General features: G+C 74.0%; 15 protein-coding genes. 10 read left to right on the top strand and 5 right to left on the bottom strand.

All coding sequences use genetic code 11. The annotated features are described in order from the left end of the window. Nucleotides 1–14: 14 nt before the first annotated feature. Both ACYVG5_RS13930 and ACYVG5_RS13925 read right to left on the bottom strand, forming a co-directional pair. A complete protein-coding gene (locus ACYVG5_RS13930; RefSeq protein ID WP_222049925.1) occupies nt 15–641 on the bottom strand; it encodes a PH domain-containing protein in 627 nt (208 codons plus the stop codon). 187 nt (nt 642–828) lie between these two features. Further along, nucleotides 829–1,650 (bottom strand): biotin--[acetyl-CoA-carboxylase] ligase, encoded by an 822-nt coding sequence (locus ACYVG5_RS13925; RefSeq protein WP_222049926.1) that lies wholly within the window; start codon nt 1,648–1,650, stop codon nt 829–831. Nucleotides 1,651–1,669: 19 nt separating this feature from the next. Here ACYVG5_RS13925 and ACYVG5_RS13920 point away from each other — a divergent pair, with 19 nt between their 5' ends. From ACYVG5_RS13920 to ACYVG5_RS13885, 8 genes are all read left to right on the top strand, one after another. Further along, nucleotides 1,670–3,298 (top strand): acyl-CoA carboxylase subunit beta, encoded by a 1,629-nt coding sequence (locus ACYVG5_RS13920; RefSeq protein ID WP_222049927.1) that lies wholly within the window; start codon nt 1,670–1,672, stop codon nt 3,296–3,298. Then, nucleotides 3,295–3,510, top strand: coding sequence for an acyl-CoA carboxylase subunit epsilon (locus ACYVG5_RS13915; RefSeq protein ID WP_222049928.1), 216 nt, complete (start codon nt 3,295–3,297; stop codon nt 3,508–3,510). Before ACYVG5_RS13920 ends, ACYVG5_RS13915 begins: the two co-directional genes overlap by 4 nt. Beyond that, nucleotides 3,507–4,115, top strand: coding sequence for a Maf family protein (locus tag ACYVG5_RS13910; protein WP_222049929.1), 609 nt, complete (start codon nt 3,507–3,509; stop codon nt 4,113–4,115). Before ACYVG5_RS13915 ends, ACYVG5_RS13910 begins: the two co-directional genes overlap by 4 nt. Nucleotides 4,116–4,191: 76 nt before the next feature. Next, nucleotides 4,192–6,069, top strand: coding sequence for a serine hydrolase (locus ACYVG5_RS13905; protein WP_460683261.1), 1,878 nt, complete (start codon nt 4,192–4,194; stop codon nt 6,067–6,069). Next, a complete protein-coding gene (locus ACYVG5_RS13900; protein WP_222049931.1) occupies nt 6,066–6,557 on the top strand; it encodes a hypothetical protein in 492 nt (163 codons plus the stop codon). Before ACYVG5_RS13905 ends, ACYVG5_RS13900 begins: the two co-directional genes overlap by 4 nt. A gap of 247 nt (nt 6,558–6,804) precedes the next feature. Beyond that, the gene (locus ACYVG5_RS13895) at nt 6,805–6,978 is read left to right on the top strand and encodes a hypothetical protein (protein WP_460683273.1); all 174 of its coding nucleotides are present in this window, start codon (nt 6,805–6,807) and stop codon (nt 6,976–6,978) included. After that, nucleotides 6,900–7,838 carry an IS110 family RNA-guided transposase gene (locus ACYVG5_RS13890; protein WP_460683271.1) on the top strand — a complete coding sequence of 313 codons (939 nt, stop codon included), beginning with the start codon at nt 6,900–6,902 and terminating at the stop codon, nt 7,836–7,838. Before ACYVG5_RS13895 ends, ACYVG5_RS13890 begins: the two co-directional genes overlap by 79 nt. A gap of 100 nt (nt 7,839–7,938) precedes the next feature. Beyond that, on the top strand, nt 7,939–9,690 hold the full coding sequence (locus tag ACYVG5_RS13885; protein ID WP_222049933.1) for an acetyl/propionyl/methylcrotonyl-CoA carboxylase subunit alpha: 1,752 nt from the start codon (nt 7,939–7,941) through the stop codon (nt 9,688–9,690). 40 nt (nt 9,691–9,730) lie between these two features. Here the strand turns inward: ACYVG5_RS13885 and ACYVG5_RS13880 are convergent, their stop codons facing one another. From ACYVG5_RS13880 to ACYVG5_RS13870, 3 genes are all read right to left on the bottom strand, one after another. Continuing rightward, on the bottom strand, nt 9,731–14,050 hold the full coding sequence (locus ACYVG5_RS13880; protein WP_222049934.1) for a S8 family serine peptidase: 4,320 nt from the start codon (nt 14,048–14,050) through the stop codon (nt 9,731–9,733). 77 nt (nt 14,051–14,127) lie between these two features. Next, entirely contained in the window at nt 14,128–16,773 is a 2,646-nt protein-coding gene (locus tag ACYVG5_RS13875) for a hypothetical protein (RefSeq protein ID WP_460683260.1), read from the bottom strand. Between the two features lie 157 nt (nt 16,774–16,930). Next, on the bottom strand, nt 16,931–18,337 hold the full coding sequence (locus ACYVG5_RS13870) for an NAD(P)H-quinone dehydrogenase (protein ID WP_222049936.1): 1,407 nt from the start codon (nt 18,335–18,337) through the stop codon (nt 16,931–16,933). A gap of 139 nt (nt 18,338–18,476) precedes the next feature. On the opposite strand from ACYVG5_RS13870, the gene ACYVG5_RS13865 reads away from it, so the two are divergent. Both ACYVG5_RS13865 and ACYVG5_RS13860 read left to right on the top strand, forming a co-directional pair. After that, nucleotides 18,477–18,935: a gamma-glutamylcyclotransferase family protein gene (locus ACYVG5_RS13865; RefSeq protein ID WP_222049937.1), complete on the top strand. Its 459-nt coding sequence runs from the start codon at nt 18,477–18,479 to the stop codon at nt 18,933–18,935. Between the two features lie 14 nt (nt 18,936–18,949). Beyond that, the gene (locus tag ACYVG5_RS13860; RefSeq protein WP_460683259.1) at nt 18,950–19,348 is read left to right on the top strand and encodes a GtrA family protein; all 399 of its coding nucleotides are present in this window, start codon (nt 18,950–18,952) and stop codon (nt 19,346–19,348) included. Nucleotides 19,349–19,369: the final 21 nt, after the last annotated feature.

The raw sequence follows: 19,369 nt of genomic DNA, 5'->3' as shown, positions 1-19,369 counted from the left end.
GGTCAGGGCTGGGGTCAGGGCTGGGGTCGGGTCCGCCGGTCGTCGGCATCGCTCCAGTCACCGGCGTCGGCCCGGTCGTCGGCGTCGGCCCGGTCATCATCCCGCGATCGGTCGGAGTCGGCGAGGTACCAGGCGTTCTCCCGGGCCCGCCGGTCGGCATCCTCCTCGACCAGCTGGTTGAGCAGCTGCTGGATGCTCTCGCTGTCCGGGATGGCGGAGAAGACGGTGGGACCGCCCTCGCCGGCGGTCTCGATCGTGACGGTGCCGGAGTGGACGATCCGGTCCCACAGGCTCTGCCGGTAGGAGACGTCGGTGATTCGGGACAACCCGATGTCGCGGCCGGACCGGGACAGGACGCCGACCCGGTGCAGCAGGCGGTGGGTGGTGATCACGTAGTGGGTGGCGCGCCAGCGCAGCAGCGGCACGGCCACCAGGACGAACCCCAGCACCAGGGCGACGCCGACCACCACCAGCCGCCACAGACCCTGCTGCGCCCCCGCCGGCACGAGCGCGGCCCCGAAGGATGCGGCACCGACCAGCAGCAGGAACACGACGACCGGCCGGAAGACCGTCAGCCAGTGCGGGTGCAGGTGGCGGACGACCTCCTCGTCGTCACCGAGCACCTTGTCCGGGTAGGGCATCCGCACAGGATGACCCACAGCGGATCCCTCGTCACGTACCCCGGACCGCGCTCTGCACGTGTGTGACGCCGCACTCCCGACCGACCCGTGGGTCGTGAGGAGTGGGGGCCGGAGGCTCCCGCGAGCGAGCGACGAAGCGGCTCACCGCCGCCGGACCACCGGCCTGACCGCGGTGTGACCCGGCGGGTCACCGTGTCATCGCCCGCACGTGCGTGACGTCGCCGGAGGCCAGCTCCACCGGTCCGGCCGGGCCATGGACCACCAGCCGGCCGTCCCAGTCGACCGCCGCGGCGACACCGTCGAGCGTCGACCCGTCGGGCATGGTCACCGTGACCGTCGATCCGACCGTCGAGCACCAGGCGAGGTAGTCGCCGGCCAGCCCGGAGGACACCGGGTCGCCGAGAACCTGCACCCAGCGCAGGTAGCGGCGTTCGAACGCGCGCAGGAAGGCCAGCAGCACGCCGGGGCGGTCCACGTCGGCGCCGGCGACCCGGGCCAGTGACGTCCCGGTGTCGGGGAGCTCGTCGGCCGTCGTCGACACGTTCAGGCCGACGCCGACCACCACGGCACGCCCGGCGGCCTCGGACAGGATGCCGGCGAGCTTGGCGCCGTCCGGGGCCAGCAGGTCGTTGGGCCACTTCAGCGACGCCCGCACGCCGGCGGCCTCCGCGACCGCCTCCGCCAGTGCCACCCCGGTGAGCAGCGACAGCCACGCCCGCCGGGCGGCCGGGACGTCCGGGCGGAGCAGCAGCGAGACGGTGAGCCCGGCGCGCGGCGGCGACGTCCACACCCGGTCCAGCCGCCCGCGGCCGGCCTCCTGGTGCTCGGCGACCAGCACCGTGCCCTCGGGGGCCTCGCCGGCGGCCGCCGCGACGAGCGTGGCGTTGGTCGAGCCGATCGCCTCGACCACCTCGACCGACCGCCACAGGTGGCTGCCGGCGAGCGCCGCGGTGAGGGCGGCGCCGTCCAGCGGCGGCCGGTCGGGGCGTGCGGGGTCGGTGACGGTCACGTCACTACGCTACGGACCCGTGAGCGCCGCCGAGCTCGAGAGCGCCGGGGAGCACGTCCCCGACGACATCGACATCCACACCACCGCCGGAAAGCTGGCCGACTTCGAGCGGCGGGTGCAGGAGGCCACCCACGCGGGCTCGGCCCGCGCCGTGGAGAAGCAGCACGCGGCCGGGAAGATGACCGCCCGCGAGCGGATCGAGGCCCTGCTGGACCCGGGCTCGTTCACCGAGCTCGACGAGTTCGCCCGGCACCGCTCCACCAACTTCGGGATGGCCGCCAAGCGGCCCTTCGGGGACGGCGTGGTCACCGGGTACGGCACGGTCGACGGCCGCCCGGTCTGCGTGTTCTCCCAGGACGTCACGGTGTTCGGCGGCAGCCTCGGCGAGGTCTACGGCGAGAAGATCGTCAAGGTGCTCGACCTCGCCGTCCGCACCGGCTGCCCGATCATCGGCATCAACGAGGGCGGCGGCGCGCGGATCCAGGAGGGCGTGGTCTCCCTCGGCCTGTACGCGGAGATCTTCCGGCGCAACGTGCACGCCTCCGGGGTGATCCCGCAGATCTCCCTGGTGCTCGGCGCCGCGGCCGGCGGGCACGTGTACTCCCCCGCGCTGACCGACTTCATCGTGATGGTCGACCAGACCAGCCAGATGTTCATCACCGGCCCCGACGTGGTGAAGACGGTGACCGGCGAGGACGTCACCCTGGAGGACCTCGGTGGCGCCCGCACCCACAACACGAAGTCCGGGGTCGCGCACTACCTCGCCGAGGACGAGGCGGACGCTCTCGACTACGTCAAGGCGCTGCTGTCCCACCTGCCGAGCAACAACCTCGACCCCCTTCCGGCGCTCGACGTCGCACCGGTCGACATCGCCCTGCCCGAGGCGCTGACGGACGAGGACCGCGAGCTCGACACCTTCATCCCCGACTCGCCCAACACTCCCTACGACATGCACACCGTTGTCGAGCACGTCCTCGACGACGACGAGTTCCTGGAGGTGCAGGCGCTGTTCGCGCCCAACATCCTGGTCGGCTTCGGCCGGGTCGAGGGCCGGCCGGTGGGTGTGATCGCCAACCAGCCGACCCAGCTCGCCGGCACGCTGGACATCGACGCCAGCGAGAAGGCCGCGCGCTTCGTGCGCACCTGCGACGCCTTCAACATCCCGGTGCTCACCTTCGTCGACGTCCCGGGCTTCCTGCCCGGCACCTCGCAGGAGTGGAACGGGATCATCCGACGCGGCGCCAAGCTGCTCTACGCCTACGCCGAGGCGACGGTCCCACTGATCACCGTGATCACCCGGAAGGCCTACGGCGGCGCCTACGACGTGATGGGCTCCAAGCACCTGGGGGCCGACGTCAACCTGGCCTGGCCCACGGCGCAGATCGCGGTGATCGGCGCCCAAGGCGCGGTGGGCATCCTCTACCGCAAGGAGCTGGCCGCGGCCGAGGACCAGGAGTCGCTGCGCGCGGAGCTGATCACCGAGTACGAGGACACCCTCGCCAACCCCTACGTCGCCGCCGACCGCGGCTACGTCGACGCGGTCATCCCGCCGTCGCACACCCGGGTGCACATCGTCCGGGCGCTGCGGCTGCTGGCCAACAAGCGGCAGACCCTGCCGCCCAAGAAGCACGGGAACATCCCGCTGTGACCGAGCAAATCCGGCCTCTGCTGCGGGTCGTGAAGGGCGAGCCCACCGCCGAGGAGCTGGCCGCGCTGACCGTCGTCATCGCCGCCATGTCGCAGCGTCGGGCCCGCAAGCGCCCGACGCCGGTCGGCGCCTGGGCGTCCTACGGGCGCAGCCACCGGGCTGCGGCGCAGGCCGGCCCGGGCGGCTGGCGCGCGGCGGGGAGCCCGGCATGACCGTCGACCGCAGGCTCGTCCTCGCCTCGGCCTCCCCCGCCCGCCTCACGCTGCTCCGCCAGGCCGGGCTCGCGCCCGAGGTGGTCGTCAGCGGTGTGGACGAGTCCGCCTACTCCGCCCCCCTGGTCGCCGAGCAGGTGGCGCTCCTGGCCTCGGTCAAGGCGGCCGACGTCGCCAAGCGGGAGACCGACGCCCTGGTGATCGGCGCCGACTCGCTGCTGGAGTTCGGCGGCAAGCCGCAGGGCAAGCCGGCCGACGCCGCCGAGGCCCGCGACCGCTGGCGGCGCATGGCCGGTCGTTCCGGCGTGCTGCACACCGGGCAGGCGCTCTTCGACGTGCAGGACGGCGCGGTGGTCAGCCGGGACATCGCCGTCGCCTCCACGGTCGTCTACTTCGCCGACCCGACGCCCGCGGAGGTGGAGGCCTACCTCGCCACCGGCGAGCCGCTGGCCGTGGCGGGAGCGTTCACCCTCGACGGCCTCGGCGCGCCGTTCGTCCGCCGCGTCGAGGGCGATCCGGCTGCCGTCGTCGGCCTCTCGCTGACCATGCTCCGCACCCAGCTGGGCAAGCGCGGTCTGACCATCACCGACCTCTGGCGTCGCTGACACCTCTAGCGTCACACATCCACCGATACCGGCCGTTCTCCGTGAAATGGTGACCCCCTCGACACGGGGGTGTGAGATGACCAAACGCTGGATGCGCTGCCTCGTCGCCGCAACGCTGGGCTTCGCCCTGCTGCTGCCGACCGCCGAAACGGCACAGGCCGACTCCTGGCAGGACCGGGTGGCGGCCGGCAGCACGTACGCCACGAACCGCGGCACGACGATCGCGCTCGCGTGGCTGGACCGGCACACCGGCGAGTACCGGGACAACGGCGGGGCCGCGCACACCCGTATCGAGTCGGCCTCGGTGATGAAGGTCTTCATCGCCGAGAACCTGCTCCGCCGACGCGACCTCGGGCAGATCCGCCTCTCGGCGACCGACATGAGCGACATGTCCCGGATGCTGCGCGACTCCGCGAACGCCCCGGCCAACCGGTTCTGGAGCGCCTACGGCGCCAACAGCATCGTCCTCGACGTCATCCAGCGCTACGGGCTGCACGAGACCGGACTGACCTCCAACACCCGCTACTGGGGCAACACGCTCATCACCGCGCACGACATGGTCGTCTTCTACCGCGGCCTCATGGACGGCGTCGGGGGCCTGTCTGCCGGCTCGCGCGACTGGATCGTCGAGCAGATGCGCCAGTCCAGCATGTGGGGCGACGGCGGACGACAGTTCTTCGGGCTCCACGACGGCCTGCCCCGAGAGGTGTTCATCCCCCAGAAGCAAGGGTGGATGTGCTGCGTCAACGGCAACATCTACCGCCACACGAGTGGCTACGTCGGCGGGGACAACCGATACATCGTGGTCGCCCTGACCCGTGAGCCCTCCGGCCGGGGGGACGCGCACATCGAGGAGTCGGTCAGCGGCGCGATCCGCACGATGTTCCCGGAGGGGCTGATCCCCCGCGTGCAGGGGCCCATCGGTGAGCACTGGTCACGCATGGCCGGTGCGTTCGGCCGGCTCGGCTATCCGGCCGGCGACCAGATCCGACTGGCCGGCGGGGCCCTCAGCCGCTTCCAGGGCGGGTTCGTCTACTGGTCCCCCGCGACCGGCGCGCACGCCGTGCACGGACCGATCCTCGACACCTACGGCGTCCACATGTGGGAGGGGGGTCGGCTCGGCTACCCCACCAGCAGCGAGATCCCCCTGATCCGCGGCGGGGCCCTCAACCGCTTCCAGGGCGGGTCCATCTACTCGTCCCCCACCACCGGCGCCCACGCCGTGCACGGACCGATCCTGGCCACCTACGGCGTCCACATGTGGGAGGGGGGTCGGCTCGGCTACCCCACCGGCAGCGAGATCCCCCTGATCCGCGGCGGAGCCCTCAACCGCTTCCAGGGCGGGTTCGTCTACTGGTCCCCCACCACCGGCGCCCACGCCGTGCACGGACCGATCCTGGCCACCTACGGCGTCCACATGTGGGAGGGGGGTCGGCTCGGCTACCCCACCAGCAGCGAGATCCCCCTGATCCGCGGCGGAGCCCTCAACCGCTTCCAGGGCGGGTCCATCTACTCGTCCCCCACCACCGGCGCCCACGCCGTGCACGGACCGATCCTGGCCACCTACGGCGCCCACACCTGGGAGGCAGGCCGGCTCGGCTACCCCACCAGTAGCGAGATCCCCCTGATCCGCGGCGGAGCCCTCAACCGCTTCCAGGGCGGCTTCATCTACTGGTCCCCCACCACCGGCGCGCACGCCGTCTGGGGGGACATCCTGACGGCCTACGGCAGCCAGGGCTGGGAGCGCGGCCCGCTCGGCTACCCGGTCAGCGACGTCCTCGAGGACGACCAGGGCCTGCGGATGGACTTCCAGGGCGGCAGCATCACAGTGCCCACGGGCGGTCCACCCAGGATCACCACCCCGCCCGCGACCGCCCCGCCCACGGGCACCCCCACACCACCCACGACCACCGCTGCGCCCACGACCACCCCGGCCGAGGACCAGCAGCCGTGAGGTCGCTGCGGACGCTCATCGCAGCGACCTTCGTGCTCCTGGCAGCTGCCGGCTGCACGGGCTCGGACGACGACGCCGGCGACGGGGCGCCGTCGACACCCGCCGCCCCGGCCGCCCCGGCCGCGCCGGAGCTCGCCGGACCCGCGGAGTCCGAAGCCCTGGCGGCGCTGCCGACGGGCACGGCGACCGGGTCGGCGGTCCTCTCCTACGCGGGCCTCGGAGAGCTGCGGGAGCCCTTCACCGGCCGGTGCTCCCGCGACGGCGACTCCACGCGGATCGAGGGCTCCGCCGACACCGCCCGGATCACGTTCGTCATCAGTCCCGACGGCGCCCGGCTCGATCTGGACGACTCCGGGGTCACCGCCTCCTCGGAGCTCAGCACCGGCCGCTACGAGGTCTCGGGCACCCACCTGTCCCTGGCCGCGGACCTCGCCCAGAACGGCGTACGGGTGGGCTCGGCGGAGCTGGAGATCGACTGCGGCGGCTGACCGACCCGGTCAGCTGTCTCCATCTGAGACCCCATGGCCCTACCGCAGGCCACCTCGAAGGATGAGGATCCTGGCCGGGGCCGGCTGTGCTCGTTCCCGCTTGGTGCGCGTGAACCCGTTTCTGAGACTGACGCCAGGGGCCTTCCCGGCACCTCGAACTGTTGTCCTAGTGCACGCTTCACAGCGTCGTTGATCGGTTGGCCCCGCCGGTCCCGTCCCACCGGAAACGAGGACGAGGAGGCTGCTGATGGACGTGTTCATCGAGCGCTGCGCCGGGATCGACATCGGCAAGCACGAGGTGGTGGCCTGGGCCGCAGAAGCGACGTACTCGACGCCGAATGGCTGGCCGAGCTACTCGAGCACGGCCTGCTGCGGGGCAGCTTCGTGCCGCCGCCGGCGATCCGGCAACTGCGGGACCTGACCCGCTACCGCAAGCGGCTCATCCAGGCCCACAGCTCCGAAGGCCAGCGGATCGAGAAGACCCTGGAGGACGCCGGGATCAAGCTGGACTCGGTGGCCTCGGAGGTGCTCGGGGTCTCCGGGCGGGCGATGCTGACCGCGCTGGTCGCCGGCGAACGTGATCCGCAGGTGCTCGCCGAGTTGGCCAGGGGAAAGCTGCGCAACAAGATCCCGCAGCTGCGTCAGGCGCTGCGCGGCAAGTTCGGCGAGCACCACGCGATGCTGATCGGGTTGTGCCTGGACCACATCGCCCACCTGGAAGGCGCGATCACCCGGCTGGACGAACGCATCGACGCCGTCTTCGCGGCCTCGGTCAGCGAGGCCGGTGTCCCTTTCGAGCAGGCCCGTGACCGACTGGACACCATCACCGGAGTCGGCAAGCGGGCCGCCGAATGCATCCTGGCCGAGATCGGCGTCGACCTGACCCGGTTCCCCACTGCCGCCCACCTGGCCTCCTGGGCCGGCGTCTGCTCCGGCAACAACATCACCGGCGGAAAACGCGGCTCGGGCAAGACCACCCACGGCGACGTGTGGCTGATCGACATCCTCACCCAGTGCGCCTGGGCCGCCGCGCACACCCGCGACACCTACCTGTCGGCACAGTTCTGGCGGCTGGCCCGCCGCATCGGCAAGAAGAAGGCCGCTGTCGCAGTCGCCCACTCCATCCTCGTCATCTGCTGGCACCTACTCACCGACGACTGCGACTACGCCGACCTCGGCGGGGACTACTTCACCCGTCGCAACACCGACCGCCAACGTGACCGACTCATCGCCCAACTGCACAACCTCGGCTACCGCGTCACCCTCGACCAGGCCGCGTAGGCAGGCTGCGGTGAATTCTCTTCACAGCAGGCGCCCCTGTCGCGCCCTCCTCCCCGCTCCTGGCTACTCTCCGTCCGGCCGACTGAGAAGGAGAGCACCGGTGCAGAAGGTCCTCATCGCCAACCGTGGCGAGATCGCGGTCCGGGTGGCCCGCGCGTGCCGGGACGCCGGACTCACCAGCGTCGCGGTGTACGCCGAGCCGGACCGGGACGCCCTGCACGTGCGCGCCGCCGACGAGGCCTTCGCGCTGGGCGGTACGACCCCCGGCGACTCCTACCTGGTGGTCGACAAGATCCTGGCGGCCGCCCGGCAGTCCGGCGCCGACGCCGTGCACCCCGGGTACGGGTTCCTCTCCGAGAACGCCGACTTCGCCGCCGCCGTGATCGACGCCGGCCTGACCTGGATCGGCCCGCCGCCGCAGGCGATCGTCGACCTCGGCGACAAGGTCGCGGCGCGGCACATCGCGATGCAGGCCGGCGCGCCGCTGGTGCCGGGCACCAAGGACCCGGTCGCCGACGCCGAGGAGGTCGTGGCCTTCGCCGAGGAGCACGGCCTGCCGGTGGCCATCAAGGCCGCCTTCGGCGGCGGTGGGCGCGGGCTCAAGGTGGCCCGCACGATCGAGGAGATCCCCGAGCTGTTCGACTCCGCCGTCCGCGAGGCCGTCTCGGCGTTCGGCCGCGGCGAGTGCTTCGTCGAGCGGTTCCTGGACAAGCCGCGGCACGTCGAGGCCCAGGTGCTGGCCGACACGCACGGCACCGTCGTCGTGGTCGGCACCCGCGACTGCTCGCTGCAGCGGCGCAACCAGAAGCTGGTCGAGGAGGCGCCCGCGCCGTTCCTCACCGACTCCCAGCGGGACCGGATCCACTCGTCGGCGAAGGCGATCTGCCTGGCCGCCGGGTACGTCGGGGCGGGCACCGTGGAGTACCTGGTCGGCGCCGACGGCTCGATCTCCTTCCTGGAGGTCAACACCCGGCTGCAGGTCGAGCACCCGGTCAGCGAGGAGACCAGCGGGATCGACCTGGTGCGGCAGCAGTTCCGGATCGCCGACGGCCTGCCCCTGGAGGTGACCGAGGACCCGGCCCCGCGCGGGCACAGCATCGAGTTCCGGATCAACGCCGAGGACGCCGGCCGCAACTTCATGCCCGCCCCCGGTCCGGTGACCCGGCTGGAGATCCCCCAGGGCCCCGGGGTGCGCTGGGACTCCGGCGTCGAGACCGGCGGCGAGGTCGTCGGTGCGTTCGACTCGATGCTGGCCAAGCTGATCGTCACCGGCGCCACCCGGGAGGAGGCGCTGCAGCGCGCCCGCCGGGCGCTGGACGAGCTCGTGGTGGAAGGCATGCCGACCGTGGTCCCGTTCCACCGGGCGGTGGTCCGCGACGAGGCGTTCACCGGTGAGCCGTTCACCGTGCACACCCGGTGGATCGAGACCGAGTGGGACAACCAGGTCGAGCCCTACGCGGCTGCACCCGGCGCGGCAGCGGAACCAGAGCCCCGGCAGACGGTCGTGGTCGAGGTGGGTGGACGCCGGCTGGAGGTCTCGCTCCCGGCCGGGCTGGCGGCCGGCGGGGCCGCACCGGCCGACGTCGGGCCGAGGTCGCGCCGGCGCAGTGGCGGAGGCGGTGGGGCCGCCGCCTCCGGGGACAGCCTCACCTCCCCGATGCAGGGCACCATCGTGAAGGTCGCCGTCTCCGACGGCGCGACCGTCGCGGCCGGTGATCTGGTCGTGGTGCTCGAGGCGATGAAGATGGAGCAGCCGATCACCGCGCACAAGGCCGGCACCGTCTCCGGGCTGTCCGCCGAGGTGGGCGCCGCGGTGACCAGCGGCGCGGTCATCTGCACCATCGCCGACTGACCTGGCTGGTCGAGCCGGCCCGCGCGCTGCGCGGACCGGCTCAGTACATGGTGACCTGGTAGCTGTGGCCCGCGTTCGCGCCGCCCCACTGAGAGATCACCTCACCGTGCTGGAAGCGTCCCCAGTGCGGCACTGTGGGCCCGCCCCCGGTGCGGGCGTCGACCGGCCAGCCGAGACGGCCCGACCAGGCGCCCTCCTCGTACCAGGCCAACTGGAGCGAGTAGCTCAGCGCCACCGCACCAGTCGCCGGCGACCAGGTGATCTCCCCGTGCTGGAAAGTCTGGGCGCAGCCGCCGGCGAGCCCGCAGCTGGCGTCGCTCTGGGGGTAGCCGAGGAAGCTGCGCTCCCAACCGAGCGCGGCCCACCGGTCCCGCAGCACGCCCGATACCACGGCCGGGCCCCCGGTTCCTCCCGAGTAGAGGGAACCGCGCTCGAAGACCTGGAAGCACCCCCCGTTCACCAGCGTGCAGTTGACCTCGGACACCGGGTAGCCGAGATCCGCGCTGTTCTCCCAGCCGTGGCGCCTCCAGGCCTCGAGCATCGCCCCGGCGACCACACGTGGGCCGGTGCGCGAGGTCCAGTAGATCGAGCCGCGCTCGAAGTGCTGGAAGCAGCCGCCGTCGCGCAGCCCGCAGACGGGTGCGGACACCGGGTACCCCAGCACGCCGCCCTCGGACCCCGAGGCGAACCAGCGGTCGCGCAGCGTTCCGGTCACCGCCCACGAGCCGCTGGCCGGGCTGTACATGACCGTGCCGCCCTGGAAGTGCTGGTAGCAGCCGCCGTCCTTGAGACCGCAGGTGGTGTCGGTGACCGGGTAGCCCAGCGGGCCGCCCTCCCAGCCCTGCCGGGCCCAGCCGTCACCGGCCGGGCCGACCACCGCGCGCGCCCCGGTGGCCGAAGACCAGTACAGCGCCCCCCGCTCGAACCGCTGGAAGCAGCCGCCGTCGCGCAGCCCGCACACCGGCGCGGACGCCGGGTACCCCAGCGCCCCGCCCTCGGAGCCGGTGCGGAACCACGCGTCGCGGAGCACGCCGGTCACCGCCCACGAGCCGCTCGCCGGGCTGTACATCACCGTGCCGCCCTGGAAGTGCTGGTAGCAGCCGCTGCGGGCCAGCCCGCACGTGGTGTCGGTCACCGGGTAGCCCAGCGCCCCGCGCTCCCAGCCCTGCCGGGCCCAGGCGTCGGCAGCGGGGTTGAGGACCGCGCGCGCCCCGGTGGCGGGGGACGAGTAGAGCGTCCCCTTCGCGAAGCGCTGCAGGCAGCCGCCGTCGGGCAGCCCGCACACCGCCGCCGCCGCGGGATAGCCCAGCACCCCGCCCTCCGAGCCGGTCCGGAACCAGCCGTCCCGCAGCACCCCGGTGACCGGCCACGCCCCCGTCGCCGGGCTGGACATGACCGTCCCGCCCTGGAAGTGCTGGTAGCAGCCGCCGTCGACGAGCGCGCACTCCGTGCCGGTCACCGGGTAGCCCAGCGGGCCGCCCTCCCAGCCCTGCGAGGCCCACCGGCCGAGCACCGTCCCGGTCACCGCGTGGGCGCCGGTGGCCGCCGTCCAATAGATCGAGCCGTGGGCGAAGGCGCGGTAGCAGCCGTTGCTGCGCAGCCCGCAGCGCTCCTCCGTCGTCGGGGCGCCGAGGCGGCCGGCGTTCCCGCCGAGCGCGTCGTGGGCTCGGGTGATGGCACTGGGCGCGACCGGGGTGACGGCCGCGCTCCGGGCGCTCGCCGGGCCGGCGCCGACCGCGTTGGCCGCGGTCACCGTGAACGTGTGCGCCGTGCCGTTCGTCAGCCCGGTCACCGTCGCGTCGGTCGCGCCCGTCGTCGTGGCGGTCCTCCCGCCCGGCTGGGCGGTCACCGTGTACCCGGTGACCGGGGTGCCGTTCGCCGGCGCCGGCGACCAGGTGACCGTCGCCCGGCCGTCACCGGCCGTCGCGGTCACGGCCGTCGGGGCACCCGGCACGCCCGCCGGGACGACCGGGGTGCTCGCCGCGCTCTCCGGCCCGGTGCCCACGCTGTTGTCCGCGCGGACGACGAAGGTGTACGGCGTGCCGTTGGTCAGGCCCGGCACGAGCAGCGTGGTGCCCGTGGTCGTCGAGACGACGCCCGGACGCTCCGGCGAGCGGACCGAGTAGCGCCGGACCGCGCTGCCGTTGTCCGGCCCCGGCGTCCAGGAGACGGTGGCGCCGGCATCGTGTGCGACCGCCACCACCGCCGTGGGCGCGCCCGGCACGTCGGCCGGCGTCACCGGGGCGCTGGCGCTGCTGGCCGGCCCGGTGCCCGCCGCGTTCGTCGCGGTCACCGTGAACGTGTACGGCGTGCCGTTGCTCAGCCCGGTCACTCTCGCCGTCGTCGCACCGCTCGTGGTGGCCGTCGCACCGCCCGGCGCGGCGGCCACCGTGTACTGCGTGACCGGGCTGCCGTTGTCCGGCGCCGCCGACCACGTGACCGTCGCGCTGCCGTTCCCCGGCGCCGCGCTCACCCCGGTCGGGGCACCCGGCGCCGTCGCCGCGGCGGTGCCCACCTCGACGGCCGCGGCCGGCCCTGCCTGCTCCCAGGCGTCGACGGCGGACACCGCGTAGGTGCGCGACTGCCCCGGCGACGGCGCCGGGACGACCGCACCGGCGGTCCGCGGGGTGGCGACCACGGCGCCGGCCACGCTCACCCGGTAGGTGAGCGCTGTCCCCTGGTCGTCCCAGGTCAGCAGCACCTCGCCGTCCCGGTCCTGGGCGGCCAGCCCGGTGACGGCGGGTGGCGGGGCCGGCCGGCCGGAGCCCGTGACGACGGCATTCGACGCGGTCGCGGTGCGGCCCAGGTCGGCCTGGGGTCGCAGCTGCCAGCGGGCCTCCACGGTGGGCATGGCACCGATGCCGATGGAGAAGGTGGCCGGCGTGCTGGTCAGCGCCAGCGCCGTCGACCCGATGCTCACCCCGTTCCGGATGATGTCGTAGCGAGGCGACACCGCTCCGTCGACGGACGCGACCAGCTCGAGCAGCGCGCTGCTGCTCGTGCCCCGGAGCGCGGCGCTGTCCAGCACCGGGGTGGCCGGGGTGGCCCCGCCGACGGTCGCGAGCACCGGGCGGCCGCGGTCCCCGCCGTCCGCCTGCACGTCCACGGCGACCTGGTTGCCGTCGGTCAGACCGGTGACCCGGGCGCTGGTGGCGGACCCGGTCGCCCGGACGGTGCCGTCCACGCGGACGGTGTAGCCGGTCGCCCCGGGCACGGCGTCCCAGCTGACGTCGATCTGCCCGGCACCGGGGGTGACGGTGATCGGCGCGCTGCTGCGGTCGGCCGCGGCGAAGGCGGCGGGCACGTCCAGCCGCCCGGCTCCGTAGGTGCGGTCCCAGGAGCTGCTCTCCGCGCCCGCTTGCAGCGCGGCCTGGACCGCCGCCGGCTCGATGCCGGGGTGGCCGCTGCGGAGCAGGGCGACGGCGCCGGCCACGGCCGGGCCGGAGAACGACGTGCCGGTGGCATTCGCGTACGAGTCGGGAGGCGAGGACGTCAGGATGCTGTCCCCGACGGTGGAGACGTCGACCTGCCAGCCGTGCACCGCCCAGTCCGCGGGGGCACCGGCCTGGGTGGTCGCGGAGACGCCGATGACCCCGCTGAGCGCCGCGGGGTACATCACCGGGTTCCCGTTGAGCCCGTCGTTGCCTGCGGAGGCGACCACCGAGATGCCCTTGTCCAGCGCGTACTGGACCGCCGCGGCCTGCACGTCGGAGTACCCGGCGCCGGACAGCGACATGTTGATCACGTCGGCCCCGCGGTCGACCGCCCAGAGGACCCCCCGGGCGACGTCGCCGGAGGCGCACCCGCCGTCGTCGCACACGCGCACCGGCATGACCTTGGCGTCGGGTGCCATTCCGGCCCCGCCGATCCCGTTGTCCGCCTGCGCGGCCACCACTCCGGCCACGCCGACACCGTGCCAGGGCTCTCCGGGCCCGCGGGCGATGTCGGTACCCGGCAGCGCCGCGTGGACCAGGTCGGGGTGGGTGAAGGCCGCGGCGGTGTCGAGCACCGCGACCAACTGCCCGGCCCCGCGGGTGCGCGGCCAGACCGACGTCACGGAGCTGGCGCCGCCCGGGTCGGTGTCGCGCCAGTAGGGATCCGTCGTCCCGTCCACCCGGTAGGTCACCTGCGGGCTGGCCGCCACGACCCCGGGGTCGTCGGCCAGACCGGCCGCCGTCGCCGCGGCGCTGCGCACCGGCACGACGACGGTCTCGACCGCGTACTCCCCGTCGACCACCCGGAGGACGTCCACGGTGGTCTCGCCGTCGGCCGCGGCGGCCGGCGGCGCGACGGTGACCGCCAGGGCGGCAAGGAGGGTCAGGACGACGCCGGATCCGGACAGGGACGTGCCACGGTGCATGGGTCATCCATCGGCACGGCGTTCCCCGGGCACCAGTCGAGTGCCGGAAGTGGTCGTCGCGCGGGTGGATCGTCCGGTCAGGCGAGCCGCACCCGGGCAGTCGCCCGGTCCAGCAGCAGCGAGCCGAACTGGAAGCGCTGGACCCGTCCGCCGGGCACGGCGCGCTCCTCGTCCACCGGGTAGCCGAGCCCGGCCTCCCAGCCCAGGATCGCCCACCGGTCGCGGATGGCGCCGGACTGCACCGCGCGGGCGCCCGTCGCGGGCGACCAGTAGACCGCTCCCCCGGCGAACTGCTGGAGACAGCCGCCGTCGCGCAGACCGCACACCGCCGCGCCGGTCGGGTACCCCAGGACGCCGCGCTCCGAGCCCATCCGGAACCAGCCGTCGCGCAGCACCCCGGACACCGCCCACGAGCCGGTGGCGGGGCTCCACATGGCCGTGCCGCCCTGGAAGTGCTGGTAGCAGCCACCGTCCCGCAGCCCGCAGACCGGATCGGTCACCGGGTAGCCCAGCGGGCCGCCCTCCCAGCCCTGCCGCGTCCAGGCCTCACCGGTCGGCCCGGTGAGCGCCCGGGCGGGGGTCGACGCCGAGGAGTAGAGGGTGCCCTGCTCGAACCGCTGGAGGCACCCGCCATCGCGCAGCCCGCAGACCGGCGCGGCCATCGGGTAGCCGAGCCCGGCCTCCGAGCCGGTACGGAACCAGCCGTTCCGCAGCGCGCCGCTGATCGGCCAGGACCCGGTCGCCGGGCTGGACATCGCGGTGCCGCCCTGAAAGTGCTGGTAGCAGCCGCCGTCCCGCAGCCCGCAGACCGGATCGGTCACCGGGTAGCCCAGCGGTCCGTGCTCCCAGCCCTGCCGCGCCCAGGCCTCGGCGGTCGGCCCGGTGACCGCGCGCACCCCGCTGGCCGCGGACCAGTACAGCGACCCACCGGCGAACCGCTGGAAGCAGCCGCCGCCGCGCAGCCCGCACACCGCCGCGGCGGCGGGGTAGCCGAGCGCCCCGGCCTCCGATCCGCGGGCGAACCACCCGTCGCGCAGCGCGCCGGTGACCGCCCAGGCACCCGTCGCGCTGGACATCACGGTGCCACCCTGGAAGTGCTGGTAGCAGCCGCCGTCGACGAGCACGCACTCCGTGTCGGTCACCGGGTAGCCCAGCGTGCCGCGCTCCCAGCCGTGCGCCGCCCAGCGGTCGCGGCTCGCGCCGCGGACCTCGTGCACGCCGGTCGCCGGGGACCAGTAGACCGACCCGTGCTGGAACGCACGCAGGCAGCCGCCCCCGTGGAGCCCGCAGACCAGCGGGCCGGTCTGCGCGCCGAGCCGCCCACCGGCTCCCCCGGTCGCGACGTAGCGCTGGCCGACCGGGCTGCCGCCCGGGGCCACCTGGACGACGGCGGAGCCGGCGCCGAGGCTCCGCACGGTGACGGTCACCTCGCCGGACCAGACGGCCACGGGGGTGTCGACCGGCAGCGTGACCTGGACGTCCTCGCTGCGGGCCGGCGACCGCGGCGAGCCGTCGAGCAGCAGGGAGGTGTCCGGTTGCTCGGCGGACACCCGGAGGGTCACCCCGCTCTGCAACCCGCCCGCCCCGGTCGCCAGCCAGGCGTCCTGTCCGCTGGCCTGCCGGTACTCCAGCCACCGGCGGTCACCATCCGGGCCGACCAGCTCGATCGCCCGGGGGCCGGTGGCCGAGGACATCGGCACCAGCGTGTAGGAGGCAGTGGGCGCCCACGGCGGGACGACGACCCGCTCGCCGGCCGGCAGGAGCCCGAGCCGGGCCGCATGGGGGGCGTTGAGCGTGCCGATCCGCTGCCACGAGTAGCCCATGACGTCGTACAGGTCGTTGTAGCCGGTGACCCGGCAGTTGCCGCTGTCCACGGCGCCGTCGCAATGCAGCTGCGAGGAGTGACCGAGCCCGAAGTTGTGGCCCAGTTCATGGGTGATCACTCCCGCCGCCGCGTCCCGGACGTAGAGCCGGCCGCCGCCGTTGCGGTGGGTGCCGATCTCGGCGAGCCCGTATCCGCACCCGGTGGCCGTGGTCGGGAGGTAGACCAGCAGATGCTTGCCGGGGCCTCGGGTCCACCCGACGGAGGCGGCCACCTCGTCCCACAGCGCCCGGGGATCGTCGCAGCCGGCCCGGGTGGGCGTGGGGCGGTCGTACTGGGCGGTCACGCCCACGGTGATCGCGCCGTCGCTCTGGGCGGACCAGAAGGCGGAGACCGGCCCGTTGACCAGGTCCACGACGTCCTGCAGCCGGCGGCCGTCCCGGACGCCACCCCGCGGCACGGCCGTCACCACGGTCACCGCTGCGGTGACCAGCCCCGCCGGGGTCGCGCCCTGGTCCGGGGCGGGCGCGGCGGCCAGCACGGTCGCGTGCAGCACCTCGGCGGCGGGGTCCATCCCCGCGGCCTCGGCCTGCTGGTCCTCGACCTCGTCGCCGACGGTGACCGACACCGTGGCCCCCACCGAGACGTCGACGGCGTCCTGCAGTTCCTCGGTCGACACCCGGACGCTGTCGCCGTCCACGGTCTCCACCCAGCTCAGCGGCCCCTGGTCGGCGCCGTCCCGCGCCTCGGCGACGTGTTCGTACTCCGGCCACGCCTGCACCAGCCGGCCGACCACGGTCTCCCCCGGCTCGGCGGCGACGTCATCGGCGCGGGCCGTGCCCGGCACGGCGAGCTGGGTGCCCACGACCGCCAGGACGACGGCCAGGACCGCCAACGACAACCGCGCAGGCCAGGGGCGGCAGACGTCGGGCACGCAGAACTCCAGGGCAGAAGGGGCTGCCCTCTGCATCGGCGTGCCGCGCCCCGGGCCGGACCGTCCGGGGCCGGGTTCTCCGCATCGGGTGGACCCACGTCCCGCTGGTCACAGCCGCCCCGGGTCAGGACGGGTCGTCGATGCCCATCAGCCGGCGGCCGGCCTCGGTGATCGACCCGGACAGCGACGGGTAGATCGAGAACGTGTGGGCCAGATCGTCGGCGGTGAGCCCCTTGGTCACGGCCAGCGCGATGGGCAGGATCAGCTCCGAGGCTCCCGGGGCCACCACCACCCCGCCCACGACGACGCCGGTCGAGCGCCGGGTGAACAGCTTCACGAACCCGTCGCGCAGGTCGCTCATCTTGGCCCGGGCGTTGGTGGCCAGCGGCAGCTGCACGACCTGGACGTCGACGGACTCGCTGAGGGTCTTCTCCTGCACGCCCACGGTGGCGATCTCCGGGTGGGTGAACACGTTGGCCGCGACGGTCTTCAGCCTGATCGGGGCCACCGCCTCGCCCAGGGCGTGCCACATGGCGATCCGGCCCTGCATCGCCGCGACCGAGGCCAGCTGGAAGACGCCGGTCACGTCACCGGCGGCGTAGATGCCGGGCACCGTCGTCCGGGAGACCCGGTCGACGACGACGTGTCCGGAGCCGCTGAGCTCCACCCCGCAGACCTCGAGGTTGAGGTCCGCGGTGTTCGGCACGGTGCCCACGGTCATCAGCGCGTGGGAGCCCTCGACGACGCGGCCGTCGGTGAGCGAGACCCGCACGCCCTTCTCGGTGCGGACGACGGACTCGGCCCGGCCCTTCTCGGCGATCCGGCCGCCGCGGGACTGGAAGACCTTCTCGACGACGGCGGCGGCGGCGGCGTCCTCACCGGGCAGCACCTGCTCGCGGGATGACACCAGGGTGACCGGCACACCGGCCTCCAGGTACCCGGAGGCGAACTCGGCGCCGGTCACGCCGGACCCCACCACGACCAGGTGCTCGGGCATGTCCTCGAGGTCGTAGACGTCCCGCCAGGACAGGATCCGCTCGCCGTCGGGCTCGGCCCCGGGCAGCACCCGGGGATCGGCGCCGGTGGCGATCAGGACGACGTCGGCCTCCAGCTCCCGGGTCACCGTGCCCGCGGCGTCGAGCACCTCGACCCGGTGGGTCATCAGCCCGCGGACCTCGTCGGAGAGCCGGCCCTGCCCGGCGATGAGCGCGACCCCCTCGGACTCGAGCCGGGCGTGGATGTCGGCCGACTGCGCCATGGCCAGGCCGCGGATCCGGCCGTTCACCGTCGCCAGGTCGAGCCCGACGGAACCCAGATCGCTGCCCTGCAGGCCGAGCACCGCGGAGTCGCGGACCGAGGTCATCGCCCCGGCGGCCGCGATGAAAGCTTTGGAGGGGACGCAGTCGGTGAGCACGCTGGCGCCGCCGATGCCGTCGCGCTCCACCACGGTGACGTCGGCATCGAGCTGCGCGGCGACGAGGGCGGCCTCGTAGCCGGCCGGGCCGCCGCCGATGATCACGATGCGGGTCATGGTCCGTCCTCCGGCTCGGTGCGATCTGGCTGTGCCGGCCAGCTGGCCGCGCGCGAGTCATTCTCCCCGCATCTGCCGCCCGGATGCGGGACCGCCCCTCGGCGGGCCCGCCCTGACCCGCGCGGCTAGGGTGCCGCCGATGGGTCTCTACGCCGCGTACGGGTCGAACATGGACCCGGCGCAGATGCTGCGGCGCTGCCCGTCCTCGCCGTTCGCCGGTACCGGCTGGATCCCCGGCTGGCGGCTGACGTTCGGCGCCGAGGAGCTCGGCTGGGAGGGCGCGCTGGCCACCCTGGTGCCGGCCGAGGACACCTCTCCGGGGGTGTTCGTGGCGCTCTACGACCTCACCGATGCCGACGAGCAGACACTGGACGCCTGGGAGGGCGCCGACCACGGGCTCTACCGCAAGGTGCGGCTGCGGGTGCACACGCTGGCCGGCGACGTCGTCGCCTACGCCTATGCGCTGGACGCCTTCGAGGGCGGCCTGCCCTCGGCGCGGTACCTCGGGGCGATCGCCGACGCCGCCGAGGCGGCGGGCGCGCCCGACGACTACCTGAGCGACCTCCGGCGCCGCGACTGCCGCTCCGTCGCCAACTGACCGGCGGTGCGCGCGTGACCGGTGGCGCCCGCGGCGGCCTCTGGGGCCAGGCGGGCCGGTTCGTCGTCGTCGGCGCCCTGAGCGCGGTCGTCGACCTGGGCGTCTACACCCTCGCGCTGCACCTGGGGCTGTGGGTGCACGCCGCCCGGGCGCTCAGCTTCCTCTGCGGCACCACCACCGCCTACGCGCTGAACCGCCGGTGGGCGTTCGGCGTCGAGGGCAGCCGGAGCCGGGCGCTGGGCTTCACCCTGCTGTACAGCACGACGTTCTTCGTCATCCTCGGCGTCAACGCCCTCGCGCTGGCCGTGCTGCCGGACCGGTGGTGGACCGTGACGCTGGCCTGGGCGCTGTCCCAGGGGTTCGGCACGGTGGTCAACTTCGTGCTGCTGCGGACGGTGGTCTTCCGGGTGTGAACCCGCTCGCCCGCCGTGATC

This window comes from Modestobacter lapidis, from assembly GCF_054780755.1.
Note: the sequence above shows the minus strand (reverse complement) of the source record. Positions and strands in the feature narration are given on the sequence as shown.